Annotated in this window: 24 protein-coding genes; 15 read left to right on the forward strand and 9 right to left on the reverse strand. The window is 74.2% G+C overall.

Annotation, left to right across the window (positions count from 1 at the left end; translation table 11 throughout):
• The first annotated feature begins 23 nt into the window (after window positions 1–23).
• The 8 genes from ACOBQU_RS35260 to ACOBQU_RS35295 all read left to right on the forward strand — a co-directional run bounded on the left by ACOBQU_RS35260 (window position 24) and on the right by ACOBQU_RS35295 (window position 9,311).
• Window positions 24–1,019 (forward strand): carbohydrate ABC transporter permease, encoded by a 996-nt coding sequence (locus ACOBQU_RS35260; RefSeq protein WP_423632985.1) that lies wholly within the window; start codon window positions 24–26, stop codon window positions 1,017–1,019.
• A 10-nt stretch (window positions 1,020–1,029) separates the two neighbouring features.
• The gene (locus ACOBQU_RS35265) at window positions 1,030–1,842 is read left to right on the forward strand and encodes a carbohydrate ABC transporter permease (RefSeq protein ID WP_423632987.1); all 813 of its coding nucleotides are present in this window, start codon (window positions 1,030–1,032) and stop codon (window positions 1,840–1,842) included.
• A gap of 38 nt (window positions 1,843–1,880) precedes the next feature.
• Window positions 1,881–5,051 (forward strand): alpha-mannosidase, encoded by a 3,171-nt coding sequence (locus ACOBQU_RS35270; protein WP_423632989.1) that lies wholly within the window; start codon window positions 1,881–1,883, stop codon window positions 5,049–5,051.
• A 20-nt stretch (window positions 5,052–5,071) separates the two neighbouring features.
• Window positions 5,072–6,763, forward strand: a complete 1,692-nt coding sequence (locus tag ACOBQU_RS35275; protein WP_423632991.1) for a class I mannose-6-phosphate isomerase — start codon at window positions 5,072–5,074, stop codon at window positions 6,761–6,763.
• On the forward strand, window positions 6,760–7,608 hold the full coding sequence (locus ACOBQU_RS35280; protein WP_423632993.1) for an ROK family protein: 849 nt from the start codon (window positions 6,760–6,762) through the stop codon (window positions 7,606–7,608). Before ACOBQU_RS35275 ends, ACOBQU_RS35280 begins: the two co-directional genes overlap by 4 nt.
• 54 nt (window positions 7,609–7,662) lie before the next feature.
• Window positions 7,663–8,685, forward strand: coding sequence for a LacI family DNA-binding transcriptional regulator (locus ACOBQU_RS35285; RefSeq protein ID WP_423632994.1), 1,023 nt, complete (start codon window positions 7,663–7,665; stop codon window positions 8,683–8,685).
• A gap of 117 nt (window positions 8,686–8,802) precedes the next feature.
• The gene (locus ACOBQU_RS35290; RefSeq protein WP_423632996.1) at window positions 8,803–8,988 is read left to right on the forward strand and encodes a hypothetical protein; all 186 of its coding nucleotides are present in this window, start codon (window positions 8,803–8,805) and stop codon (window positions 8,986–8,988) included.
• A 59-nt stretch (window positions 8,989–9,047) separates the two neighbouring features.
• Window positions 9,048–9,311, forward strand: a complete 264-nt coding sequence (locus ACOBQU_RS35295) for a hypothetical protein (RefSeq protein WP_423632998.1) — start codon at window positions 9,048–9,050, stop codon at window positions 9,309–9,311.
• 46 nt (window positions 9,312–9,357) lie between these two features.
• Here ACOBQU_RS35295 and ACOBQU_RS35300 read toward each other — a convergent pair whose 3' ends face one another.
• On the reverse strand, window positions 9,358–10,050 hold the full coding sequence (locus ACOBQU_RS35300; protein ID WP_423633000.1) for a B3/4 domain-containing protein: 693 nt from the start codon (window positions 10,048–10,050) through the stop codon (window positions 9,358–9,360).
• A 105-nt stretch (window positions 10,051–10,155) separates the two neighbouring features.
• Window positions 10,156–10,755 carry a LysE family translocator gene (locus ACOBQU_RS35305; RefSeq protein ID WP_423633001.1) on the reverse strand — a complete coding sequence of 200 codons (600 nt, stop codon included), beginning with the start codon at window positions 10,753–10,755 and terminating at the stop codon, window positions 10,156–10,158.
• Window positions 10,756–10,783: 28 nt separating this feature from the next.
• Between ACOBQU_RS35305 and ACOBQU_RS35310 the strand changes: the two genes are divergently transcribed.
• Window positions 10,784–12,394, forward strand: a complete 1,611-nt coding sequence (locus ACOBQU_RS35310) for a PLP-dependent aminotransferase family protein (RefSeq protein WP_423633002.1) — start codon at window positions 10,784–10,786, stop codon at window positions 12,392–12,394.
• 40 nt (window positions 12,395–12,434) lie between these two features.
• Here ACOBQU_RS35310 and ACOBQU_RS35315 read toward each other — a convergent pair whose 3' ends face one another.
• Window positions 12,435–13,319 (reverse strand): NAD(P)-dependent oxidoreductase, encoded by an 885-nt coding sequence (locus tag ACOBQU_RS35315; protein ID WP_423633004.1) that lies wholly within the window; start codon window positions 13,317–13,319, stop codon window positions 12,435–12,437.
• A 370-nt stretch (window positions 13,320–13,689) separates the two neighbouring features.
• Here ACOBQU_RS35315 and ACOBQU_RS35320 point away from each other — a divergent pair, with 370 nt between their 5' ends.
• Both ACOBQU_RS35320 and ACOBQU_RS35325 read left to right on the forward strand, forming a co-directional pair.
• Window positions 13,690–14,256, forward strand: coding sequence for a TetR/AcrR family transcriptional regulator (locus ACOBQU_RS35320; protein WP_423634925.1), 567 nt, complete (start codon window positions 13,690–13,692; stop codon window positions 14,254–14,256).
• Between the two features lie 36 nt (window positions 14,257–14,292).
• The gene (locus ACOBQU_RS35325; protein WP_423633005.1) at window positions 14,293–14,997 is read left to right on the forward strand and encodes a class I SAM-dependent methyltransferase; all 705 of its coding nucleotides are present in this window, start codon (window positions 14,293–14,295) and stop codon (window positions 14,995–14,997) included.
• Here ACOBQU_RS35325 and ACOBQU_RS35330 read toward each other — a convergent pair.
• From ACOBQU_RS35330 to ACOBQU_RS35340, 3 genes are all read right to left on the reverse strand, one after another.
• Complete coding sequence (locus ACOBQU_RS35330; protein WP_423633007.1) at window positions 14,981–16,240, reverse strand: MAB_1171c family putative transporter; 1,260 nt, start codon at window positions 16,238–16,240, stop codon at window positions 14,981–14,983. The genes ACOBQU_RS35325 and ACOBQU_RS35330 overlap by 17 nt on opposite strands.
• A gap of 8 nt (window positions 16,241–16,248) precedes the next feature.
• Window positions 16,249–16,869, reverse strand: coding sequence for a hypothetical protein (locus tag ACOBQU_RS35335; RefSeq protein ID WP_423633009.1), 621 nt, complete (start codon window positions 16,867–16,869; stop codon window positions 16,249–16,251).
• Between the two features lie 261 nt (window positions 16,870–17,130).
• On the reverse strand, window positions 17,131–18,396 hold the full coding sequence (locus tag ACOBQU_RS35340; RefSeq protein WP_423633011.1) for a cytochrome P450: 1,266 nt from the start codon (window positions 18,394–18,396) through the stop codon (window positions 17,131–17,133).
• 385 nt (window positions 18,397–18,781) lie between these two features.
• On the opposite strand from ACOBQU_RS35340, the gene ACOBQU_RS35345 reads away from it, so the two are divergent.
• Both ACOBQU_RS35345 and ACOBQU_RS35350 read left to right on the forward strand, forming a co-directional pair.
• The gene (locus ACOBQU_RS35345; RefSeq protein ID WP_423633013.1) at window positions 18,782–19,576 is read left to right on the forward strand and encodes a helix-turn-helix transcriptional regulator; all 795 of its coding nucleotides are present in this window, start codon (window positions 18,782–18,784) and stop codon (window positions 19,574–19,576) included.
• Between the two features lie 540 nt (window positions 19,577–20,116).
• Complete coding sequence (locus tag ACOBQU_RS35350) at window positions 20,117–20,569, forward strand: NUDIX domain-containing protein (protein ID WP_423633015.1); 453 nt, start codon at window positions 20,117–20,119, stop codon at window positions 20,567–20,569.
• A 138-nt stretch (window positions 20,570–20,707) separates the two neighbouring features.
• On the opposite strand, the gene ACOBQU_RS35355 is transcribed toward ACOBQU_RS35350, so the two are convergent.
• Entirely contained in the window at window positions 20,708–21,202 is a 495-nt protein-coding gene (locus ACOBQU_RS35355) for a peptidylprolyl isomerase (RefSeq protein ID WP_423633017.1), read from the reverse strand.
• Window positions 21,203–21,652: 450 nt separating this feature from the next.
• Here ACOBQU_RS35355 and ACOBQU_RS35360 point away from each other — a divergent pair, with 450 nt between their 5' ends.
• Together ACOBQU_RS35360 and ACOBQU_RS35365 are read left to right on the forward strand one after the other, a co-directional pair.
• Window positions 21,653–22,429 carry an IclR family transcriptional regulator gene (locus ACOBQU_RS35360; RefSeq protein WP_423633019.1) on the forward strand — a complete coding sequence of 259 codons (777 nt, stop codon included), beginning with the start codon at window positions 21,653–21,655 and terminating at the stop codon, window positions 22,427–22,429.
• Window positions 22,430–22,611: 182 nt separating this feature from the next.
• Entirely contained in the window at window positions 22,612–23,085 is a 474-nt protein-coding gene (locus ACOBQU_RS35365) for a carboxymuconolactone decarboxylase family protein (protein ID WP_423633021.1), read from the forward strand.
• A 100-nt stretch (window positions 23,086–23,185) separates the two neighbouring features.
• Here the strand turns inward: ACOBQU_RS35365 and ACOBQU_RS35370 are convergent, their stop codons facing one another.
• Both ACOBQU_RS35370 and ACOBQU_RS35375 read right to left on the reverse strand, forming a co-directional pair.
• On the reverse strand, window positions 23,186–23,614 hold the full coding sequence (locus tag ACOBQU_RS35370; RefSeq protein WP_423633023.1) for a nuclear transport factor 2 family protein: 429 nt from the start codon (window positions 23,612–23,614) through the stop codon (window positions 23,186–23,188).
• Between the two features lie 151 nt (window positions 23,615–23,765).
• Entirely contained in the window at window positions 23,766–24,203 is a 438-nt protein-coding gene (locus ACOBQU_RS35375; RefSeq protein ID WP_423633025.1) for a MarR family winged helix-turn-helix transcriptional regulator, read from the reverse strand.
• Between the last annotated feature and the right edge of the window lie 15 nt (window positions 24,204–24,218).

Below are 24,218 nucleotides of genomic sequence, written 5' to 3' on the forward strand. Positions count from 1 at the left end.
GTGTGGCGGGAGGCGGGCCGGACATGACCGGGATGGTGACCCCCGCGGGCACGCCCGCGCGCCCGGCGGACAAGGCAGGGGGCAGGCCCCCGCGCGGACGCCGCCGCGTCCCCGTACGCACCCCGCACCAGGCCGCGCGGCCCGCCGCCCGCCTGGGCGGGCCGCTGACCGCGCTGCCGTGGGCGCTGCCCGCCGTCGCGTTCGTCGGGGTGCTGCTCGTCTACCCGTTCTTCCGCAGCGTGTACGGCAGCTTCTTCGAGGACAACGGCTTCACCAGCAGCTTCACCGGCGTCGACAACTACACCCGGCTCGCCGACGACCCCATCTTCGGCCGGTCGCTGCTCAACACCCTGCTGTGGGTGGCCGGGACGCTGCTGCTGCCGGTCGCGGCCGGGCTGCTCATCGCCGTCGCCACGCACCGGACGCGGCTCGGCGGGTTCGCGCAGGCCGTGATCGTGCTGCCCTTCGCGATCTCCCCGGCCGCCACCGCCGTCCTGTGGCACTTCATGCTCACCTCCGACGGCGCCGTCAACCAAGCCCTGCGCGGCGTCGGACTCGACGGATGGACGCAGGCGTTCCTCCTGGAGTGGCCGCAGAACACGCTGGCCCTGATCGTCGCCAGCACCTGGCAGGCCACCGGCCTGAACGTGGTGCTCTTCGCCATCGGCCTGCGCGCCATCCCCCGCGAGACCGTGGAGGCGGCCCAACTGGACGGCGCGAGCGGCTGGCGGATGTTCCGCTACGTCACCCTGCCGCAGCTGCGCGCCGTGACCGTCGTCGTGGTCGGCATGGCCGTCGTCAACAGTCTGAAGGCCTTCGACATGATCTGGATCCTCACCCAGGGCGGCCCGTCCCGCTCCTCCGAGACCCTCGCCCTGACCATGTACCGCGAGACGTTCCGCCTGTTCCACGTGGGCTACGGCTCGGCGATCGCCCTCGTCCTGACGGTGATCGTCGTCGGCTCGTCGTGGCTGTACCTGCGCCGCCAGATGCCGGACACCGGCTGGGCGAGGAGCTGAGGAGGCCGCCGTGGTACGGATCGTGAAGCCGCTGTTCGTCACGGGGTGCGTCGTGCTCTGGCTCATCCCGCTCTACCTCCTCGTCGTCAACGCGCTCACCCCGGCCGCCGAGTACGAGGGCGAGCCCGCCTGGACCCTCCAGGGCTTCGCGCTCGCCGACAACGTCGAGGAGGCCTGGGACAAGGCGGGCATCGGCGACGCCTTCCAGTCCTCGCTCCTGTACGCCGCGGTGTGCGGCCTGGTCGCCGTGCTCGTCGCGGCCATGGCCGCCTTCGCCGTGGTCGTGCTGCCCGTGCCGCGGCCCGTGTTCTGGTTCTGGCTGATCTACTCCGGGACCCTGTTCCCGCTCCAGATCTTCCTCGCCCCGCTGTTCGGCCTGTACGCGGACGCCAACCTGTACGACACCCGGCTCGGCCTGATGCTGGTGTACGTCGCCTGGGCGGTGCCGTTCGCGTTCTTCCTGATCCGCAATCAGATGGCCGCGATGCCGCCCGAGCTGACCGAGGCCGCCCTCATCGACGGGGCGTCCTTCACCCGGATCTTCTGGCGCGTCCACGTGCCGCTGATGCGGGCGGGACTCGGCGCGGCCTTCCTCTTCCAGTTCACCGCCGTCTGGAACGACCTGCTGCTCGGCATCACCCTCAGCCGCAGCGGCGACGTCCAGCCGGTCATGGCCGCCCTGACCACCCTGAAGAGCTCCTACGCGTCGAGCGGACCCCCGGTGATCCTCGCCGGGGCGCTCCTCGTGTCCGTTCCCACGCTCCTGCTGTTCCTGGTGTTCCGCGGCCTGTTCCTGCGCGGCATCACCGCCACCACCCGCTGAGCCACCGGTTCCGTCAGTCCGTACACGGGGAGAGCCGCATGACCACACGAGCCCTGGTCCGCGCCACCGACTGGGACAACGACCGCGTCCGCGCCAGCCTCCGCTCCGGCGTCGTCACCGCCGAGGGCACCCTGGGCGACCGGGCGCTCCGCCTGACCGGGGAACCCCTGATGCGGTACGCCGACGACGGCACGCTGCTCCAGTCGGTGCGGGTCGAGCCGGTGGGCGGCTCTCCGGTGCCCGAACTCCTCGACGTGCGGACCGGGTCGGGCACCGCGCTGCGGGCCGAGCGCGTCGCGGGCCCGGGCGACGCGGTGCGGCTGCTGCTGCCCGCCGTGGACGGGCCGACCCGCGTCACCGTCGGCCTGCCCGGCGACGACCACGGCATCGACGTACCCCTGACGCCGCAGCGCCGCTGGACCGTGCACCTGGTGCACCACTCGCACCTCGACATCGGCTACACCGACCCCCAGGGGCTGGTCCTGAACGAGCACCTGTCGTTCCTGGACTCCTGCCTCGAACTGACCCGGGCCACCGACGACTGGCCGCCCGACGCGCGGTTCCGCTGGTGCGTGGAGTCGCTGTGGTCCTTCAAGCAGTGGGCCGACAACCGCCCCGCGGAGCAGGTCGAGGAGCTGGTACGACGGGTGCGGGAGGGGCGCATCGAGCTGACGGCGCTGCCGTTCAACCTGCACACCGAGACCTGCTCCACGGACGAGCTGCACGAACTCCTCCGCCTGGCCCGGGACATCCGCGAGCGCCACGGCGTCACCTTCACCTCCGCGATGCAGACCGACGTGCCCGGCGCGGTCGTCGGCCTGGTCGACGCCCTCGCCCAGGCGGGCGTGACGTACCTGTCGGTGGCGCACAACTGGGCCGGGCGCTCCGTGCCCCACCTCGTCGGCGGCGAGAAGCTGCCCCGGCTCTTCCGCTGGCGCGCCCCCAGCGGCGCCAGCGTCCTCGTCTGGGTGACCGACACCCCGCACGGCCTCGCCTACATGGAGGGCCCGCTGCTCGGCTTCGACACCGCCTACGCCGACGTCGACGACCTGCTGCCCGCCTACCTCACCTCCCTCGCCACCCGCCCCTACCCCTACCGGGGCGGCATCTTCGGCTGGGCCATGGACCAGGAGGACGTCAAGCGCGAGCCGTACCCGTGGGACGTGCTCCACCTGCGCGTGCAGGGCAAGTTCGGCGACAACGCGCCGCCGCGCCGCGTCATCGCCGACACCGTGCGCCGCTGGAACGACACCTGGGCCTACCCGCGCCTGAGGCTCTCCCGCAACGAGGACTTCTTCCGCGACGCCGAGGCGCGGCTCGGCGAGCGGATCCAGACCTTCGAAGGCGACTGGACGGACTGGTGGGTCGACGGCGTGGGCGCGGGGGCCAGGCCCCTGTCCCTGGCCCGCACGGCCCAGTCCCTGGTCGCCGACGCCCAGACCGTCGGCGCGTTCGCGTCCCTCCTCGACGCCACGGGGGCCGAGGACGACACGCGTGACGCGGCGGCGGTCTACGAAGCGGTGTCCCTGTTCGACGAGCACACCTGGGGCGCGGGCGACCCCTGGACCCACGGCGACGAAGGAGGCCACTGCGGAGAACACCAGTGGCACTGGAAGTACGGGCAGGCCCTGCGCGCCCACGACGACGGCACCTCCCTGCTGCGCCGGGCCGAGGCCAGGCTCGGCCAGCGGCTCGCCGCGGCACCGGGCGCCGTCGCCTCGTACCACGTGGTCAACACCTGCTCCTGGCCGCGCACCGACGTCGTACGGATCTTCCTGCCGGAGAGCACCGCCCCGCTGGACCTGGCGGTGGCCGTGCACGACGCCCGCGACGGCCACCGGCTCACGCACGAGGAGCGGCCGCAGGTCAACGACGACCACCGGGACGCCGGGCGGTTCCTCGTCGTACGGGTCGACGACGTGCCGCCCGCGGGTACGGTCCGCCTGGACGTCCTGGCGCGGGCGGAGGAGACCGCCGGGGCGCGGCAGGAGACCATCGTGATGGCGGCCACCGGCTGGAACCCCACCGGCGGCAGCGAGCACGAGGACCCCGCCGAGACCGCCGCCCACGCCGCCGCCCACCCCGAGCCGACGCTCCTGGAGAACGAGCACCTCGCCGTCCGCGTCGACCTGGCGCAGGCCTGCGTCGCCTCGGTCGTCGACAAGTCGACGGGGCGCGAACTGGTCCGCCAGGACGCCGTCGTCGGCCTCAACGGCTACCTTCACGACAGCTTCACCACCGCGGGCGGCTTCAACCACAACTCCAGCCGCACCACCGCCTCCGACCGCCTGGAGCACCTGGGCCGCCGGGCCGTCGCACCGCCCGCCGCGCTCATCGCCCGCGAGTCCACGGCGACCGCCGAGACCCTCACCTACGAGACGCGGCCCGCGGGCGCCAACCGGCTGCGCGTCACGCTGACCCTGCCGCGCGGTGTGCCCCGCCTGGACATCGAGAACCGCCTGGACAAGGACCGCGCCCTCGGCAAGGAGAGCGCCTACTTCGCCTTCCCGTTCGCCTTCGACGAGCCCGTGGTGCGCATGGAGGCCACCGGCGGAGTCACCGGCACCCGCCTGCCGGTGGTGCCCGGCTCCGCGCGGCACATGCGGGCCGTGCGCCGCTGGATCACCCTGGAGGACGAGCGGTGGACGGTGGCCTGGGCCACGCAGGACGCGCCGCTCGTGCAGTTCGGCAACCTCGCCCTGCCCTACGCGCCGTTCCCCGCCACCATGGGCCACGACGAGCCCGGCACCGTCTTCTCCTGGATCCACAACAACCTGTGGGACACCAACTTCCCCAGCGAGCAGGGCTTCGAGTTCACCTTCCGCTACAGCGTGGCCTGCGCGCCGACCGTCGTCGGCCTCGGGCTCGGGCCGCGCACGGCGGCCGCGTGGAGTCGCCCGCTGCGGGCGGTGCGGGCCCGGGGCGCCTCGGGAGCGGCCCGGGCCACGCACACGTTCGTCGACGTCGGGGACGCCCGGGTGCGGCTCGTGGGGGCGACGACACCGCGGCGCGGCGAGGTGCTGCTGCGGCTGCAGTCGTTCGCCGAGACGCCGGTCGACTGCCGGGTGCGGGCCCGCTTCCCGGTGGCCGCCGCGCACCGCGCCGACTACCTGGGCGGCGCCGTCGCCACCCTGCCCCTCACGGACGGGGAGGTGACCGTCGGCATCCCTCCGTTAGGGACGGCGGCCGTGCTGCTCATCCGCCCCTGACCCCCGCAGAAGGAGCCCGCGTGTACGCGCTCGACCCGCGCTACGGCCCCGCGCCCGGTGCCGTGCTGGCCACCGGCTGGCCCGCCGTGGCCGCCCGCCTGCCCGCGGCCCCCGCGACCGTGGCCGTGGAGGGACCGCCGACCGTCGACTTCGACCTGCTCGCCGCCCGCCTCACCGCGGCGCTGACCGCCGCCGGAACCCCGGTGCGCGTCCTCGACGTGCGCGCCCACTACGCGCCGCCCGACGCCGTGCGCGCGCGCACCGACGACGGCGCCGGGGACCCGTACTACTGCAAGCTCGCCGATGCCCCCTTTCGCGCCCTCTTCGACGCGCTCCCGGCGGCCGAACCGCCCGGCGGCGGCCTGCTGCTGGTGATCGGCCCGGGTGCCGCGCTCGTCCCGCACGACGTGCTCTGGTACGCCGACCTCCCCAAGCGGTACGCGGAGGCCGCCGTGACCGCGGGCACCGGGCGGAACCTCGCCCTGCCCGGCGAACCGGCCACCCTCAGACGGCTGTTCTACGTCGACTGGCCGATGCTCGACCGCCACCGCGACGCGCTCGCCCCCCGCGTCGACGCCTGGCTCGACACCCAGGAACGCGACCGGCCGACCTACCTCGACGGCGACGGCCTGCGCGCCACGCTCGCGGCCCTCGCCCGCGGACCGGTGCGCACCCGGCCCTACTTCAACTCCACGCCGTGGGGCGGCCACTGGGCCCAGCGCGTCCTCGGCTTCGACGCGGGCGCCCGCAACACCGCGCTCGGCTACGAGCTGATCGCCCCCGAGTCCGGTGTGCTCATCGGCACCGGGCCGCACCAGCAGGCCGAGGTCCCCTTCCAACTGCTGTGCGCGCTGCACCCGCGCGCCCTGCTCGGCCCGGACGTCCACGCCCGCTTCGGCACCTCCTTCCCCATCCGCTTCGACTACCTCGACACCGTCGACGGCGGCAACCTGTCGGTGCACTGCCACCCCCGGGAGCCGTACATGCGCGAGCGGTTCGGCTGGCCCTACACCCAGCACGAGACCTACTACCTGACCCGGAGCGGCCCCGGCACCCGCGTGTTCCTCGGGCTGCGCGAGGACGCCGACCCCGACCTGTTCCGCAAGGAGATCGAGGAGGCGGTGACGGACGGCGTGCCCATGGACCCCGAGGACCACGTCCTGACGTTCCCCGCCGAGCGGGGCCGCCTGTTCATGATCCCGGCGGGCACCCCGCACGCCAGCGGCGCGGGCAACGTCGTCCTGGAGATCAGCGCCACGCCGTACCTGTACAGCCTGCGGTTCTACGACTGGCTGCGCCCCGACGCCGACGGGCGGCCACGGCCGCTGCCCTACGAGCACGGCCTGGCGAACCTGGACACCGCACGGCGCGGCGACGCCGTCGCCCGCGACCTGGTCCAGGAGCCCAGGACACTGCGGTCCGGGCCGGGCTGGCGCGAGGAGGCCATCGGCGCCCTCGACGAGATGTTCTACGAGGTGCGCCGCTTCGTCCTGGACGAGGACGCCGTCGCCGCCGACGACACCGACGGCCGCTTCCACGTCCTGAACGTCGTCGACGGCGAGGGCGTCGAGGTGCGCACGGCGGCGGGCCGGACGCATCCGCTGGCGTACGCGGAGACGCTCACCGTGCCCGCGGCCGTCGGCGCCTACGCGATCGCGGCCCGCGGCGGACCCGCGAAGGTCGTCAAGGCGCTCGTCCGGGGCGCCGCGTGAGAGCCGTCCTGGACATCGGCGGCACGCACGTCACGGCCGCGCTCGTCGACCCCGCCCGGGCCCGGGTGACGCGCCGGGTGCGGCGCCCGCTGGACGCGCGGGGCACCGCCGAGCAGGTCCTCGGCGCGGTGGTCCGCTGCGCCACCGACCTCGACGCCCCGCCCGGCGGCACCTGGGGCGTGGCCGTGCCCGGGCCCTTCGACTACGACAAGGGCGTCGCCCGCTTCGAGGGCGTCGGCAAGTTCGCCGACCTGTACGGCATCGACGTCGGGTCGGTGCTCCTCGACGGCGTCTGGCCCCGGCCCACGGGCGTCGCCTTCCTCAACGACGCGCACGCCTTCGCGCTCGGCGAGCAGCGCGCGGGCGCCGCCCGCGGCCACCGGCGGTGGATCGGCGTCACCCTCGGCACGGGCGTCGGCTCCGCCTTCCTCGCCGACGGCGAACCGCGCGGCCACGGGCCCGGCGTGCCGCCGCAGGGGCGCCTGGACCTGGTCACCGTCGACGGGCGCCCCCTGGAGGAGGTGGTGTCGCGCCGGGCCGTCCTCGCGCGGTACGGCGCGCCCGGCGTGGACGTGCGCGACGTCGCCGCGCGGGCGCGCGCGGGCGAGGCCCGCGCCTACCGGATCCTCGACGAGGCGCTCACCGCCCTCGGCCGGGTCCTCGCGCCCCGCGTACGGGACTTCGGCGCGACGGCGCTGGTCGTGGGCGGCGGCCTGACGGGCTCCTGGGACCTGGTCGGGCCCGCGCTGCGCGCCGGTCTGCGGGATACTCCGGTGAGGCTGCGCGTGGGGGCGCTGGGCGAGGACGCGGGCCTCGTGGGGGCGGCGGTCCACGCCGAGCGCTGAGGGGCGCCCGCGCGCGTGCGGTGACGGCCGGGGGCCGGGAAGGGAAGGCGCGGCATGCCCGCACGGGAGCCGAGGAGGGGCAAGCCCACGCTGCGGGACGTCGCCGAGCGGGCCGAGGTCAGCGCGATGACCGCGTCACGGGTGCTGCGCGACGACCCGAAGGTGCTGCCCGCGACCCGCGACCGGGTGCGCGCGGCCGCCGCGGCGCTCGGCTACCGGCCCAACGAGGTGGCCCGCAGCCTGCGCCTGGGCCGCGGCACCGGCCTGGTCGGACTCGTCGTCACCAACCTCGCCAACCCCTTCTACTCGCGGCTCGCGCTCGGCGTCGACGCCGTGGTGGCGGGCGACGGACTGAAGACGGTCATCGGCAACACCCGCCAGGACCCGCGGGGCGAACGGGACCTGGTCGCCGACCTGGTGGCGCGCCGCGTCGACGGCATCATCGCGGTGCCCGCGGGCGCCGACCACCGCCACCTCGCGGCGGCCGCCGCCGACGGCGTGCCCGTGGTGCTGGCGAGCCGCCCGCCCGACGGCTTCGACGCCGACTGCGTCCTGGTCGACGACTTCGGCGGCGCCCGCGACGCCACGGCCCGGCTGCTCGCCCGCGGCCACCGCCGCGTCGGCTTCCTCGGCTCGCCGCCCGCCGTGCACACCGGCACCGAGCGCCTGCGGGGCTACCGCGCCGCGCTCGCCGACGCGGGCGCGGCGGCCGACGCGCGCCTGGTGCGGCAGGGCCAGTCCCAGACCCACGAGGCCGAGCGCGCCGCGGCCGAGCTGCTCGCCCTGCCGGACCCGCCGACCGCGCTGTTCTGCTCCAACAACCGCAACACCATAGGGGCGTTCCGTGCCATCCGCGCCGCCCGCACCGGCACCGACCTCGCGGGCTTCGACGACTTCGAACTCGCCGACGCGCTCGGCCTGCCCCTGACCCTGGTGGCGTACGACAGCGACGAACTCGGCCGCGCGGCCGGGCGGTTGCTCCTGGACCGGCTGCGGGAGCGGCGCTCGCGGACAGCGGCCGCCGCGCCGTCCCGCACGGTGGTCCTTCCGACGAGTCTGGTGGAGTACGGCAGATAGCTCCGACATATGACGATGGCGGCTTTTGGGTGTGGACGCGAGGCTCGGTCGGCAGGACGATGCCCCCGCCCGGCCGACCGGACCCGGCGCCGGGACCTCATGGAGAGGGGGTTGTGCGTGAGCGGCACGCAGGCAGGGGACGGTGCCCCGAGGATCGCCGCGGCGGGCGAGGACGAACCGGCCGCCCGGGGCGTGGTCCCGCTCAGGGCGTCGGTCGCCGACGACGACCAGGCGGCGGACGTCGGCGGCCAGGCGGCGGCGGAGCCTCGGGTGCGTGAGCCCGAGGACGACGCCGAGGCGTGAACGGCACGGAACGGAACGAAGCAGTGCGCGCGGAATTCAGCCACCGGGAGGGGTAGGTAGTGAGCACAGTCATCCGGCGCGTCTTCAACGGCAGGGGACGCGGCAGCTTCGTCCAGCCCATCAACTCGCCCGTCTCCTTCAAGACCAGCAGCATCGTCGCCTCGATCACCGAAGTGGACGGCAACGGCGACCCGTTCGTCGGAGCCGCCCGCATGACGGTGCACAACGTGGCCGCCCGGGACGGCCAGTACGTCATCTGGGTCAACATCGAGTGGGGTGACGACCTGAACTACCGGCTGACGGTGCTCGTCAGCAACGACTAGCGACGACTAGCAACGACTAGCGACCCTGGGCCCGCTTCCGGGGCGTCTAGCAGGCGAACCGCGGTGAGCCCGGGGTCAGCACCGCCGTCGTCGGTGTGACCGACCAGACCTCGCGCAGCGCGGCGGTGAGCGACTCCAGCAGTTCGGCCATGTCGTCGGCGGCGGAGTCGTGCAGCGCCTCGGAGACGATCAGCACCTCCGACGTGGCCTCGCGCACCGCGGAGTAGCCGCTCTGCCGGTTGGTCCACCGCCGGGCGTGGGCCCGGCGCTCGTCGTCGGCGAAGACGACCTCACGGGCGTCGGGCCGCTCGACGGCGCCGGAGAACGTCTCGTACGCCTCGTCCCCGTCGGCGTACCGCACTTCGAGGTTCCCGGACACGCGGGAGACGTCGAAGACGCCGACGGGGATGGCGTACGCCAGCGACACCGCGTTGCACAGGTCGATCAGGGGGTGGATGCGCGGCAGGGCGCCCTCCTTGCGGAAGCGGCGCAGCAGGGACTCGGAGGCGCACCGGTACTGGGTGGGCTTGAGCCCCATCGCCGAGAACGCGCGCCGCCAGGCCTGGATCTCGGGCAACTGCCCCTCCGCGGTGCCGGAGAGCCGCGTGGCGGCGCGGGCGCCGCACGCGGCGACGGGGTCGTCGACGATCGCGTCCGGGGTGATGCCCTTGACGTGGATCACACCGGGGACGAGGGCCGGGAAGTCCTGCCACAGGGCGCTGGAGTGCTGGAAGTACACGATGAGGTTCCGATCGGCTGAGACGGACAGGGAGGGGCGATCCGGGGAAGCGAGGGGAGGGGAGGCGAGGGGAAGCGAGGGGAGGGGAGGCCGGGGGCGGCGGGGTCAGGACAGGGCCAGTGTGGCGGCCAGCGCGGCGAACGCGCCCGCGAAGACGCGCCGCAGCCAGGTCGTCACCCCCGGACGCGCGATGACGTGGTCCCGCATCGCCGCGGCGAACCGCCCGTACGCGGCGAACACGACGAACGTCACCAGCATGAAGCAGGCGCTGAGCTGGACCATGCGCGGCAGCGCGTGCGGGTCGTCGTCGCGCACGAACTGCGGCAGGAACGCGAAGAAGAACAGCGTCAGCTTCGGGTTCAGCAGATTGATCAGTACGGCGTTGAGGATGACGCCCGCCGCCGAGCGCGGGGCGCCGTCCTCGTCGGCGGTCAGCGGGCTCGTGTCGCGCAGGGTGCTCCAGGCCATGTACAGCAGGTACGCGACGCCGAGGTACTTCAGCGTCTGGTACGCGACCGGGCTGGTGTTCAGGACCGCGGCCAGGCCCGTGATCGCGGCCAGCACGTGCGGCACGATGCCGAGGGTGCAGCCGACGGCCGCGACGAGGCTGGCGCGGGCGCCCCGGGAGAGTCCGGCGGCGATGGTGTAGAGGGCGCCGGTGCCCGGTGTCGCCGTGATGACGAGCGAGGTGAGCAGGAACTCCATGCCTTGACTCTGGCGCGACAATGGCTCCATGAACAGGTCCAATGGATCTCCTTCCGGCAGGTCCATAACGCGGGACGGCTCCGGTGGCTCCGGCGGCACGGGTGCGCCCGCCCCGGCAGCGGCCTCGGACTTCCTCCAGCTCAATACCGCCGACGCCCCGAGGGGCGGCCTCGCCGACTGGCTGGCCCGGCAGATCCGGCGCGCGGTGGCGCGGGGCCTGCTGCCGGTGGGCAGCAGACTGCCCGCGACCCGGGTCCTGGCGGCGGAGCTGGGCGTGTCGCGCGGCGTGGTCACCGAGGCCTACCGGCGGCTGACGGAGGACGGGCACGTGGCGGGGCGGGGACGGGGCGGCACGGTGGTGGTGGCGGCGCCGCTGGGGCGTCCGGCGCCCGAGGCCGGAGACTCGTCCCGCGCGGGAAGCGAGCCGGGCCCCTTGAGCGGGGAGCCGGGCCGTGCGGGCGGGGAGCCGGGACCCGCGGGCGCGGCCGACCGCGGCCTGTTCGCGGACCCGGACGCCACCGACGTCTTCGACGCGCTGCGCGCCGCCCCCGCCCGCATCGACCTGTCGCCGGGCCTGCCGGACCTCGCGGCGTTCCCGCGCGCCGCCTGGCTGCGGGCCGAGCGCGCGGTGCTCGCCGCTCTGGCGCCCTCGGACTTCGGGTACGGCGATCCGCGCGGCACCCCGGCCCTGCGCCGCGCCGTCGGGCGCTGGCTGGCCCGCAACCGGGGCATCGCGGTGGACCCGGAGGACGTCCTGATCGTCGCCGGGACCGCGCAGGCGCTCGGCCTCCTCGCGATCCTGCTGCGCGCCGAGGGCATCACCGAGGTCGCCCTGGAGGACCCCAGCTCGCTCGGCCTGCGCCAGCACCTGCACAACGCGGGGCTCGCCACCCCGCCGGTCCCGGTGGACGCCCACGGCGTCCGCGTGGACGCCCTGCGCGCCACCGGCGCCCCGGCGGTGCTGCTCACGCCCGCCCGCCAGTTCCCGACCGGCGTGGTCCTCGACGGCGCCCGGCGCCGCGCCCTGGCCGACTGGGCGACGCGGGAGGGCGGCCTGGTCATCGAGGACGACTACGACGCCGAGCACCGCTACGACCGGCCGCCCGTCCCCGCCCTGCGGTCCACGCTCCCCGACCACGTCGCGTACGCGGGCAGCGTGTCCAAGCTGCTCGCCCCCGCCCTGCGCGTGGGCTGGCTGCTGGCGCCCCGCCGCCACCACGGCGCGCTGGTCGACGCCAAGCGCTTCGCCGACCTCGGCAACGCGGCGCTGCCGCAGCTGGTGCTCGCCCACCTGATGGAGTCCGGCGGCCTTGAGCGCCATCTGCGGTTCCTGCGCCGCCGCCACCGGGTGCGCCGCGACACCATGATCGAGGCCATCAGGACCCGCCTGCCGGGCGCCGTCGTCCACGGGGCCGCGGCGGGCCTGCACCTGATGGTCACCTTCGACGCCGCGACGGCCGCCCGGACGCCCGACGACACGGCGCTCGCCACGGCGGCCCTGGAGCGCGGCGTGAAGGTCCAGCCGCTGTCGTGGCACACCCAGCGCCCGCACGGCCCCGGCCTGGTGCTCGGCTACGCGGCCAGTACGCCGACGGACATCGCGGAGGGGGTGGGCGTCCTGGGCGAACTGGTGGGCTGACCCGGTCCCGTACGCGCACCGGTGCTCCGGAGGAGGCTTCCTACCGGTGCTCCGGCCGCGCGGTGCGTGCCTCGATCGCGTGCAGCACCGCCGCCATGTCCTGCCCGCCGTGCCCCAACGCCACGGTGTCGGCGAAGAGTTCATGGCACACGTCGAGGAGCGGCGAGGCCACGCCGCTGGCGCGGGCCGCGTCCGCGACGAGCTGATTGTTCATCAGGACATCGCGGACGGCGGCCTGTACGGCGAAGTCGCGGGCCAGCAGCTTGGGCGCCTTCATCCGGGACACGCTGCTGGCCATCGGTCCGGCGTCAAGCACGTCCAGGAACTGCCGTACGTCGAGGCCCTGCCGCTCGGCGAAGTGGAACGCCTCGGCGAGCCCGGTGACCGTGGTGATCAGGAACAGGTTCACCGCGAGCTTCATCGACAGCGCGTGCGGCACCGCGCCGCAGACGAACGACTCGTGGCACATCGGCCGCAGCAGCGGCCGCACCGTCGCCACCGCCGACTCCTCGCCCGCCAGCATCGCCACCAGCCGCCCGGCCTCGGCGGGCACGCGGGAGCCGGACACGGGCGCCTCCACATACCGCCCGCCCGCCGCGCGGACATCGGCCTCAAGGCCGCGCGAGTACTCCGGCGAGGTCGTCCCCATGGGCACGATGACGCGGTCGGCGACCCGCGCCGCGAACCGTGCCGTGCCCCGGCCGAGGGTCGCGTCGATCGCGTCCGCGTCGGCCAGCATGAGGAAGGCGACGTCCGCCTTCGCCAGCACCTCGTCGGGGCCGTCCGCCACCCGGGCCCCCGCCGCGCGCAGGGGCCCGGCCTTCGCGGCGGTGCGGCTCCAGACGGTCAGCTCCGCGCCGGAACGGGCCAGATTGAGCGCCATGGGCTGCCCCATGACGCCGAGCCCCAGGAATCCCACGTCCACCGCACACCCCGTCTCTGACCCGCCCAGCGGGCCGCTGACCTCTGTGTCTATGACAGCCGTCATAGTAGCCCGCGCTACCCTGCCCACCACAGGGATGCCCGCCGCCTAAGCTGACCGGATCCGTGATCGGCGCGGGTCGGTGCAGGTCAGCTCAGGTCAGCTTTGGTTGTGCAGGTCAACTCCGGTCGCGCGGCCGGTGTCAGGTCGTGCAGGTCAGTTCACGTCAGTTCAGGTCAGTTCACGTCAGTTCAGGTCAGTTCACGTCAGTTCAGGTCAGTTCACGTCAGTTCAGGTCAGTTCACGTCAGTTCAGGTCAGTGTCAGATCAGGGGAGGCCGACGATGGGGTCCGAGCGGGGGCCGCGTGAGCGCATGGTGTTCAGCGCCGCCCAGTTGATGCGCCGCCGGGGCGTCGCCGCCACCGGGATGCGCGACGTCGTCGCCCACGCGCGGGCGCCGCGCGGCTCGCTCCAGCACTACTTCCCCGGCGGCAAGGAGCAGTTGGTCAACGAGGCCGTGCGGTGGGGCGGGAACTACGCGGCCCGGCGCGTCGCCCGCTTCCTCGCCGCCCTGCCCGAGCCCACGCCGAGCGGACTGTACGCGCAGATGGTGCGGCAGTGGACCGACGAACTCCAGGCGACGCCCGACGCCACGACCGGCTGCCCCGTCGCCGCCGCCGTCGTCGACTGCGTCGAGACCACCGAGTCCACCAGGACCGCCGCGGCGGAGGCGTTCGCCTGCTGGACCCGCCCGGTGGCCCGGGCGCTCACGGACATGGGCGTCCCCTCCGCCCGGGCCGAGTCCCTCGCCACCCTCATGATCAGCGCCGCCGAGGGCGCCCTGCTCATCGCCCGCGCCGAGCGCGACGCCCGCGCCCTGACGGCGGTGGCACGGGAGTTGGGGCCGCTGCTGGACGCGGCGGTGACGCGGCGGCCGTGACCGGACCCCCGGGGCCCGGCGTGATCAGATAGCGGGATGACGCTCCCGGAGAACGCCTACCACGACCGCCTCGGTGACTACTTCGCGCAGCTCGCCGGTGCCAGCCCGTACAACGCCCACACCGACCGCCCCGCCACCCTCGCCCTCGCGGGCGACGTCGCCGGTCGCCACGTCCTCGACCTCGGCTGCGGCGCCGGGCACTACACCGCCGACCTGCTCGACCGCGGCGCCCGCGTCACGGCGGTCGACGGCAGCGCCACACTGCTGCGGCACGCCCGCGACCGCGTCGGCGACCGCGCCGAGCTGCGTCGGCACGACCTGGACACGCCCCTGGACTTCGCCGCCGACGCCACCTACGACGGAGCCGTGTGCGCGCTCGTCTACCACCACGTCACGGCCCGCGCCCAACTCCTCGCCGAACTGCGCCGCGTGCTGCGCCCCGGCGGCTGGCTGGTCCTCTCCACCACCCACCCCACGGCCGAGTGGCTGCACCACGGCGGCTCGAACTTCGACGACGCGTGGGTGGACGCCAGGCTCCCCGACCCGTCGCTGACCATCCGCTACCAGCGGCTGACCCTGGAGGCCCTGCTGGGCGAGTGGCTGGCCGCGGGCTTCACCCTGGACCGCCTCGTCGAGCCGCGGCCACTGCCACAGCTGCGGGACGTCGACGAGGCCCGGTACGAGAAGCTGAGCCAGGAACCGTCCTTCCTGGCCGTGCGGCTGCTCACGAGCGCGCGCTGACCCCGGGCCCGGGCCGCCGCGCCCACGTCTCCAGGTCCCCGGTCCGCTCCCGGCGTACGAGCATCAGCGCCTCGGCGACCAGGACGTGCCGCAGGTAGCGGGCCACCAGCACGAGGTGCGCCCGCTCCGCGGCGGCGGGCACGTCCGCGCCCGGCAGCGCCGCGAGCCGCTCCTCGGCGGACACCGGCGGCTCACCGCGCTCCCGCGCCCCGGCGGCGTACAGCAGCGTCGCCGCGGCCTGCGCCGCCACCACGTCCTCGGCGGGGTAGCCGCGGTCCCGGCGGGCCACCTGCGCCACCGCGCGGGCGGGCGCGGCGCTCATCCAGGGGCTGAGGCTGCGGGCCCCGTCGCGGATCTCGACCAGGCGGCGGGACAGGGCGATGCGGGTGTCCCAGCCGCTCCACAACAGGCCGGGGGCGAGGACCAGGTGGGGGTCGGCGCGCACCACCGTGCCCCACAGCGGCTGAAGGGTCCGGTGGTCGCGCCGCTCCTCCCGGCGGGCGGTGACCGTGAGCCGGGACATGCCGTGGGTGACGGCGAGCCCGCTGGCGATGGTGGCCAGCCAGGAGACGTCGGCGAGGAAGTCGAGCCGGTAGCCGCCGCTGACGGAGCAGAGGACGACGGTCACGGAGCAGACGACGTGGGCGACGTCCAGGGCCAGCGCGAGCGCGAACCAGACCACGCAGGGCCGCAGGTCCCCGGCGAGCGTCCCCGGGCCGTCGGGCGCGACCAGGCCGCGGAACTGGAGCAGCGTCACCCCCACGGTGAGGAACAGGGCGACCACGTACGTGAGGTGGAGGGCCGCCACCTCGGGCACGTGCCCGTAGGCCGCCGCGAAGCGGACCGGGCGGTCCGCGTCCAGCAGATCCGCGCGGGCGTAGAGCACCGCCATGACGACGATCGTCCCGGCGTACACCGGCGCCCAGGCGAGCACGGTGCGGCGCAGCACGTGCGGAGCCCGGCGCTCCGGGCGCCACAGCTGCGTCATCAGATGGGCGTGGCCGACGCACAGGAGCGTCAGGCAGTAGATGAGCAGCGCGGGCAGGCTGGGGGAGCCGACGGCCGCGCCGACGGCGTCGTGGACGGCGGGCGCGCTCAGCAGGAAGGCGAGCCCGGCGTTGGCGAGGACGGAGGCGGTGAGCTTGAGCGCGAGGTCGGGTTCGCGGCGGGCCGCGAGCGCCTTGACGGCGGCGAGGGCGAACTGGACCGCGGCGAGGCCGAGGTTGACGACGGTGCACACCACGAGCCACATCAGACGTCGGACCACCGGTGGGCGAACGCGGTCGTCATCGAGCCGGTGCGGCTGACGCCGTCGTCCAGGCAGAGCAGCAGCAGGCCGACGGTGGCGAAGACCTCCGCCGACCACTCCTCGTCCTCCTCGTACCCGCAGCGCAGCCGCGCCGGGCGGGACAGCACGTCGCGGACGGCGTCGGCGGGCAGGGAGGGCAACTGGGCGGTGACCGCGTCGAGGTCGAGCAGGTCGCAGGCGGCGACGGACGGGGTGCCCGCGTCCGGCGGCTCGCGCAGCAGGTGGTACAGCTCGTGCAACAGCACGTGCAGGCCCTGGCGTTCGCTGGTGTCGGCGGTGACGACGACGGTGTCACCGGCCCGGCCCTGCACGCAGAAGCCGCTCACGTGCGGGGGCAGGGCCAGGCGCAGCACGGTGATCGGGCGGCGGCGCCGGGCGGCGACGGCGTCGATCAGGTCCTGGAGGCCGTGTCCCGGGCGCAGGCCCAGGTCGACGCGGATGATGCGGGTGGCCCGGCGGCGGGCCCGGGCCCAGGCCCGGTGCTTGCGCACGGCCGCGCGGGCCCGGGCCGTCGCGCCCAGCGCGGAGGCCGGACGGAGGCGGTGCCACGGCGTCGCGAGCACGGGGTCAGTCCACCGGTCCGGGCGGGGGAACCGGGGACCGCCGGGTCTCAGCGGCGGCCGCCCCACGCCCCCGGGTCGCTTCGTGCTCATGGACACGCCCCACGCTCCCTCAGTAACCGTCCGTACAGGCCGACATGCGGAGCGAGATTATCAAGCGGCCGCCCCGCGGTGGCGGGGACCCTGGTCCGTCAACCGGCTCCGGCGGGCGCGTCAACCTCCCTGGCCGGGCGCGGGGTTCGGGGCGCGCCACGGGCCGGGCGCTCACGCGCCTCCGACCGGCAGGCACACCAGGCGCGGCGCCAGCGTGACCGGCAGCGCCCGCACGGAGTTCGCGGCGCGGCCCGGCAGCGGCATCGGGGCGTCCAGGTCGGTGCGGGTGACGTCGAAGCTGGTGAACAGCGCGTGCAGCGCGGTCCCGGCCATCAGCCGGGCCAGCGGGGCGCCCACGCAGTAGTGCGCGCCCCGGGCGAAGGCCAGGTGCTGGTCGGCGTCCGCGCGCGTCACGTCGAACGCGTCGGCGCCGGGGCCGAACTGGGCGTGGTCGCGCCCGGTGGCGGCCAGGTGGACGAGCACGGGCTCGCCCGCGCGGACCGTCACGCCGGTGCCGGGCACCTCCAGGTCGGTGGCGGCGTAGCGGAACATCACGGTGTGCACGGGGCAGTCGCGGCGCAGCGTCTCCTCGACGACTCCGGACCAGTCGCTGCCCGCGGCGCCCTGGCGGGCGAGGGCCAACTGGCCGGGGTGGTCGAGGAGGTTGCGGGCCGCGTTCGTGATGAGGTTCTGGGTGGTCTCGTGCCCGGCGACGAGGAACAGGACGAGGGTGTCGACCAACTCCCGTGCGCTGAGCGGGGTGTCGGCGGCGTCGTGCGCCTCGATCAGGGCGGACGTCAGGTCGTCGCCCGGCGTGACGCTCTTGGCGGCGGCGAGGGCGTCGAGGGCCTCGCGGATGCCGGTGTCGGCGGCCTGGGCGTCGGCCGCCGTGACGTGGCGGTGGTGCAGCGCGCCGTAGAGGTCGGCCAGGCGCTGCCGGTCCACCGGGTCGGTGAGGCCGAACAGTTCGCACAGGACGCGCAGGGGCAGGTGGAAGGCGAAACAGCGGCGCAGGTCGACGGGGCCCGCGGGGGCCGCGAGGGCGAGGCCTTCGATGAGTTCGGCGGTGAGGTCCTCGACGCGGGGCCGCAGCCGCGCGACCCTGCGGGGGGTGAACGCCCGGCCGACCAGGGTGCTCAGCCGCCGGTGGTCGGCCCCGTCCTTGGTGAGCATGCTGTCGACGGCGACCAGGCGCAGCAGCGGCCAGCCGTCGGGGAGTTCGCCGTCGCGGTACGCCGACCACAGGCGGGGGTTCTTGACGAATCCCCGGGTGCGGAACACCGCGTTGGCGACGGCGTGGTCGGCGGTCGCCCAGGCCCGCACCGACCCGGGCAGCTCCACCGGTACCAGCGGTCCGAGGGCGCGGATGCGGTGGCCCTGGGCGGGCACGTCGGCGGCGTACTCGTCGAGGCGGAGCAGCGGGTGCGCGAGATCCATCAGTGGCCTTCACGGGAAGCTGGCCCGCGGACGCAGGCGGGCGCGTGGCTGACAGGACGGGAGCGCGGGGCGCGCACGGCGACGAGGGGCGCTCGCCGCGCACGGCGGGCGGGGCGGCGGCAGGGCGGTAACGGCGGGTCGGTGCTCGGCCGCGGGGCTGCTGTGAGGGTCATCGCATCGGGTTCCGGGTCGGCCAAGAGGCGGGTGCTGGACGGTGGTTGGCGGGGCCGCGACCGGGCGCGCGGACCCCGTACCGATCACCCGCCGATCCTCTGCCACACGCAGGTTGTGTGTCAACAATTGAGGACACCGCTGGCCGGGGACGATCGAGGTGGATACGCTCGGGGGCGCCCAACGAGTTCGGTGGCCCCATGGAGACCTTCAGGTGAACGCAGCCGACCATCACCCGGCGCCTGCACACGAGATCGCCCGCCTCCTCGACGACGTCGACGCCTACGCCCGGCGCCTGGGGACCTCGCGCGGCCGCCTCCTGGACGTCACGCTCATCTCCCGTGCCACGGGCATCGAGCCCCCGCGGGTGCGCGCGCTGCTCGCCGGTGAGCCCCCGGAGGAGGAGCCGCGCGAGAAGTACGCGCGGGAGAGCTTCCGCAAGGCGCTGTTCCAGCAGCGCCTGCGCTTCCTCCAGCGGACCCGCCTGAAGGAGACGGCGACGGGCCAGGAGCCGTACGGGCTGCGGGAGATCTCCCGGGCGACCGGCATCTCGGCCCAGCACGTGTCGAACCTGATCAACGGCGAGCGCGGCGCCAACCACGACCACGCCGCCCGCCTGGAGCTGTTCTTCCGCGTGCCGGAGGGCTTCTGCTCCCGCACGGAAGGGGCCGCGCTCATCGCCTATCTGCGCCGGATGGTCAACGAGGACCTGCCGAAGCTCGCGACACGGGCGGTGCTTCAGGAACTGGGCGCGCGCTCCGTGGCGTTGCGCAGCACGCGGGACGGGGCCCAGATCGACACCCTGCGTGATCTCCTTCCGGCCCTCGACGAGGTGGTCCGGCTGATGCAAGAGCGGAATCCGGACGCCCCCGGCCCGGCGGCGAGCCGTAGGGCGAGCGGTGGCCGCCGCGCTACGCGCGTTGCGGCGCCCGCTCGCGGCCCGGCCGGGGACACTGCGGATCAACGGGTGACGGACACCCTTGTGACATGCGTCGTTCTCAATCGTTGACACCGAGTGTGATAGTGCATCAGGATCAGTCTCACGCCAGAGCCGGGGGGCAGGTTGGCTCTGACGTCGAGCGACGCCTGCCCGGAGGTTCCTCTCGTTGACATGGCCTGTTTCCGAGGCAACCCGCATGGGGGCGGGAGCGTCGGGTCAACGGCCTCCCGACTCCACGCATCTGCGCACACCGCGTCCGGCGCCGGACGCGGCGTACTGGAGGGCACGCCCGCCCGACCGCAGTGCGTTGCCTGGGGGATTGGTCGGCCCCCGCGAGTGGAACGAACGCTTCACCAGGTGATGCCATGACCCCCGTGGGCACAGGACCACGGAGGTCGGGGAGGAACGATGAACAGGCGGCGACAGCGCGTCAGGCCCTTGAGCCCGTCAAGGGCGCGCGCGTGGGCCCGGTGACATGTCCAGTGGACGTGACACCGGGCCGTTGCGTACCGGCGATCGTCACCAGGTGTACGCCCCTGAGCCCAGGGGGACCCGCCCTGGTCCCGCGCTGGTGCTCACGTCATGTCTTGGCTGAGTCAGGAAGATGCCATGGATACTGCCGCACCGCCCCTCGCCGCTTCGGCGGGGGCCTTCATCACCGACGAGCGCGGTGATGTGCTGATGGTCAAACCGGAGTACACGGAGTACTGGAACCTCCCGGGAGGCCACGTCGACGGAGAGGAGTCCCCGAGCGTCGCCTGCGCTCGTGAGGTACGCCGGGAGCTGGGGCTCGACATCGAGGTACGCGACCTGCTGGTGGTCGCCTGGCTCGACTCCGGAGGGCAGATGCCCCGCGTGCACTACGTCTTCGACGGTGGTGAGGTGAGCGCGCGGCAACGGCGCTCGATCCACCTGGAGGAGAACGACGCGGGCAGCTACTGCTTCGCCGCCCCCGAGCGGGTGGAGGCCCCGCTGATCCCGCCGTTCGCCCAGCCCCTGTGGGCGGCGGCCCTCACCGCCCGCAGGACCAAGCGCATGGTCTGTCTCGAAGTCGAGGTCTGACCCGCGCTGCCCGGGAGAGCGCCGAGCCGACCGGTCCCTGTCCCGTCAGCGCGACGGCAGGCACGGCACGACGCACGAACCTGACAGGATGCCGCCCGCGCCCGTGCGCGGGCGGCATCCGCACGGTCACGCGGACGGTCAGGCGACGACGCCGCTGTCGTCGATGACGATCTTCTTGGCCGTGGTGCCGGAGCGGCTGCCGAGGCCCTCGATCGCCTTGACGACGTCCTCGCCCTCGACGACCTCGCCGAAGACGACGTGCTTGCCGTCCAGCCACGGGGTCACCACGGTGGTGATGAAGAACTGCGAGCCATTGGTGCCCGGACCCGCGTTGGCCATGCTCAGCAGGAACGGACGGTCGTGCTTCAGCTGGAAGTTCTCGTCGGCGAAGGTCTCGCCGTAGATGCTCTTGCCGCCGGTGCCGTTGCCGTTGGTGAAGTCACCGCCCTGGAGCATGAACTCGGGGATGACGCGGTGGAAGGGCGCGCCCTTGTAGCCGAAGCCGTTCTGGCCGGTGGCCAGCTCGCGGAAGTTGCGGGCCGTCTTCGGCACGACGTCGTCGAAGAGCCGGAAGACGATGCGGCCCAGGCTCTCGCCGTTGGCCGACACATCGAAGTAGACATTTTCACTCATGGCCCCGATTCTCCATGCTCCCCGCGTTCACGTCGAAGACGGCCCCCCGTATCGCGTGGTGCGCCCGGCCGTCCGGGGCCCGCGCGAGGCCCGGCGGGGCCCGGATCGGGCGGCGGCGCGGCCTTGCGCGGGGCCGCGCCGGGCCGCCCGCCGACCTGCGGGAACCGGGGTACGAGAGAAAGATCACTTCCGGTCCGGGGGCGGGCCGCCCGGGGGTGGCGGGCGCCACCGCGATCGGTGGCACCGGCCGTGCGCGGTGTCCCTGTGCCCTCAGGGGTCACGCGGCCGCCGCCCTCCCCGGCGCGCCCTCGGGGCGCTCGGAAGGCGCCAATCCCTCGCGCGGCGCCCCGTTCCGCAGGATCATGTCCCGGTGAACGCGGCTGTGACCAGCCGGTGTTCGGGATCTCGGCCGTTGACCGGAGTTTCGCGTGACGAGGGTGGGTGAGGACCATGGGGCGGCTCGTCCCCGCGGTGACCAGAGCGCTGGACATACTCGAACTGTTCCTGGAGGGCGACGGCACGCTCTCCGCGCCGGACATCACGCGCAAGCTGTGCCTGCCGCGCACCACCGTGCATGAGCTGGTCACCACCCTCGCGGCCCGCTCCTACCTGGTGCCGCTGCCCGACCAGCCGGGCCGCTACCGCCTCGGCGTACGCGCCTACCAGCTGGGCAGCCGCTACGCCGAGCAGCTCGACCTGGCCGCCGAGGGCCAGGTGGTCGCCCGCGAGGTCGCCGAGACCTGCGACGAGACCGTGCACGTCGCGATGCTCGACGCCCTCGACGTCATCTACGTGGCGAAGGTCGACTCCACCCACGCCGTGCGCATGGTCTCCGCCGTGGGCCGCAGGCTGCCCGCCCACTGCACCGCGGTCGGCAAGATGCTCCTGGCCTGTCTGCCCGAGGACGAACTGGACCTGCGCATCGAGGAGGAGGGCGAGCTGGTCGCGATGACCCGCCGGAGCATCACCGATCCCGACGCGCTGCGCGCCGCGCTCGCCGCCATCCGCCTGCGCGGCGTCGCGGTGGAGCACCGGGAGTCCAACCCGGACGTGAGCTGTGTGGCGGCGCCCGTCAGGAACGGCGACGGGGAGGTCGTCGCCGCCTTGTCCATCTCGGTGCCGATGGTCCGCTGGAGCGACGAGCGCGAGAGCGAGCTGGCCGCGCTGGCCGTCAAGGGCGCCTTCGACCTCTCCGCCCGCCTCGGCTACCGGGGCGCGAGCGACTGACCCGGGGCCGGGCTCGGGGTCGAGGAGGTGGGGGGCGAGGGGCGGGGAGCCGGGGTGCGCCGCGCGCGCCGGAGGAGGCGCGGGTCACACCTGCGCGCGTATCACGTTCCGCGGTGCTCGTTCCGTCCGAAGGGGTGCAGGCACCGGCGCCACCACGCACTGGCCACCCCAAGGAGGGCACCATGGACGCGCGTCTGAACCTCTTCACCAACGTGGTCACGAGCAAGTCCCTGAAGCACCTGGTCACGGCCTCGAAGGTGATCGAGGACTCGTCGCTGCCGACCGCGACGCGGGATCTGGTGCTGCTGCGGGCCAGCCAGATCAACGGGTGCGGCTTCTGCGTCGACATGCACGCCAAGGACGCCGAGGCGGCGGGGGAGACCTCGCCGCGCCTCCACCTGGTCGCGGCCTGGCGGGAGGCCACGGTGTTCACCGACGCCGAGCGGGCCGCCCTGGAACTGGCGGAGGAGGGGACGCGCATCGCGGACGCCGCCGGGGGCGTCAGCGACGAGGTGTGGGCGAACGCCGCGCGCCACTTCGACGAGGAGCAGCTGGGCGCCCTGGTGGCCCTGACCGCCCTCATCAACGCCTTCAACCGCGTGAACGTCATCACCCGGCAGCCCGCGGGCGACTACCGGCCCGGCCAGTTCGGCTGAACCGGCTCTCCGCGGACAACGGCCCCGTGGCGCCCGGCACGTGCACACACGCGCCGGGCGCCTCGGGGCCTCACGCCGGGGCGGGGGCGCCTCACCGGCGTTACAGGTTGTCGCCCCAGCCGCCCTGGATCATCGTCTGGAACGCCCAGGCGCCGTCCCGCTTGATCAGGATGTCGGCGTACCGGAGCTGCTGCGTCTGGCCGTCCATCGTCATCGTCGAGTCCGTGAAGACCACCGCCATGGAGGCGGAAAGGAACACCGGGGTGCGGGTCGACTCGAAGGTGATGTCCTGGCTGCCGTCGCCCATCACCTGGGTCATGGTCGCGACGAACTGCTCGCGGTCCCACTGCGCCGACCGGCCGTTCCCCGCGGAGTCGTCGCTCACCAGGTTGAGCGGGAACACCGCCATGTCCGCCATGCGCTCCACGTCCCGCTTGCCGCTCGCCGCGTCGTAGGCGGCGAACCAGGCGTCCAGGCTGGCGCGGTCCTCCGGAGCGGGGCTGTATCCGGTGTCGGGCAGGTGCGTCATGCAGTCTCCTTGCTGTCCGGGGCTCTTCGACCCCCCAGGCCACGTAGTCAAGCTTGACTACGTGAAGAAGGTATACCGCCGAGTCTGGCTAGTCAAACTTGAATAATGCGTTCTGGCTGTGATCCGCATCACGGGGTGCGGCGCGGTGGGGTCAGTCGCCCTCGGGGGTCGGGGCGAAGACGCGGCTGAGGAGGGCGTGCAGCGTCGCCCGCTCCTCGGCGTCGAGCGTGGCCAGGCCCGCCGTCGTGGCGTGCATGGAGGCGCGGATGGCGTCGATGGTCCGCTCGCCCTCGGGTGTGAGGACGACGTTCTTGACGCGGCGGTCGCCGGGGCTCGCCTCGCGCCGCACCAGGCCGCGCTTCTCCAGGCGGTCGACGATGCCCGTCATGTTGGAGGCGTCGCAGGCCAGGGTCCCGGCGAGCGCGCGCATCGCGGCGGGGCCCCGGCGCAGCACGCTGAGCGTCTTGGCCTGGCTCGCCGTGAGCCGCTGGTCGGCGGCCGCGGCCGTGAAGTCGCCGTAGTAGGCGCCGAGCGACACCGAGAGCAGCTCCATGAGCTGCCCCGTGTCGACGCGAGGGTGTCCTGGCATGTGATCCACCGTACG

It is taken from the genome of Streptomyces sp. G45, from assembly GCF_049542095.1.
GTDB lineage: Bacteria > Actinomycetota > Actinomycetes > Streptomycetales > Streptomycetaceae > Streptomyces.

Excerpts from the sequence above, each read along its gene's own strand:
- ACOBQU_RS35260 (WP_423632985.1), top strand. The coding sequence starts at position 24 with ATGACCGGGATGGTGACCCCCGCGGGCACGCCCGCGCGCCCGGCGGAC.
- ACOBQU_RS35270 (WP_423632989.1), top strand. The coding sequence starts at position 1,881 with ATGACCACACGAGCCCTGGTCCGCGCCACCGACTGGGACAACGACCGC.
- ACOBQU_RS35285 (WP_423632994.1), top strand. The coding sequence starts at position 7,663 with ATGCCCGCACGGGAGCCGAGGAGGGGCAAGCCCACGCTGCGGGACGTC.
- ACOBQU_RS35305 (WP_423633001.1), bottom strand. The coding sequence starts at position 10,755 with ATGGAGTTCCTGCTCACCTCGCTCGTCATCACGGCGACACCGGGCACC.
- ACOBQU_RS35310 (WP_423633002.1), top strand. The coding sequence starts at position 10,784 with ATGAACAGGTCCAATGGATCTCCTTCCGGCAGGTCCATAACGCGGGAC.
- ACOBQU_RS35320 (WP_423634925.1), top strand. The coding sequence starts at position 13,690 with ATGGTGTTCAGCGCCGCCCAGTTGATGCGCCGCCGGGGCGTCGCCGCC.
- ACOBQU_RS35325 (WP_423633005.1), top strand. The coding sequence starts at position 14,293 with ATGACGCTCCCGGAGAACGCCTACCACGACCGCCTCGGTGACTACTTC.
- ACOBQU_RS35340 (WP_423633011.1), bottom strand. The coding sequence starts at position 18,396 with ATGGATCTCGCGCACCCGCTGCTCCGCCTCGACGAGTACGCCGCCGAC.
- ACOBQU_RS35350 (WP_423633015.1), top strand. The coding sequence starts at position 20,117 with ATGGATACTGCCGCACCGCCCCTCGCCGCTTCGGCGGGGGCCTTCATC.
- ACOBQU_RS35355 (WP_423633017.1), bottom strand. The coding sequence starts at position 21,202 with ATGAGTGAAAATGTCTACTTCGATGTGTCGGCCAACGGCGAGAGCCTG.
- ACOBQU_RS35360 (WP_423633019.1), top strand. The coding sequence starts at position 21,653 with ATGGGGCGGCTCGTCCCCGCGGTGACCAGAGCGCTGGACATACTCGAA.
- ACOBQU_RS35365 (WP_423633021.1), top strand. The coding sequence starts at position 22,612 with ATGGACGCGCGTCTGAACCTCTTCACCAACGTGGTCACGAGCAAGTCC.
- ACOBQU_RS35370 (WP_423633023.1), bottom strand. The coding sequence starts at position 23,614 with ATGACGCACCTGCCCGACACCGGATACAGCCCCGCTCCGGAGGACCGC.
- ACOBQU_RS35375 (WP_423633025.1), bottom strand. The coding sequence starts at position 24,203 with ATGCCAGGACACCCTCGCGTCGACACGGGGCAGCTCATGGAGCTGCTC.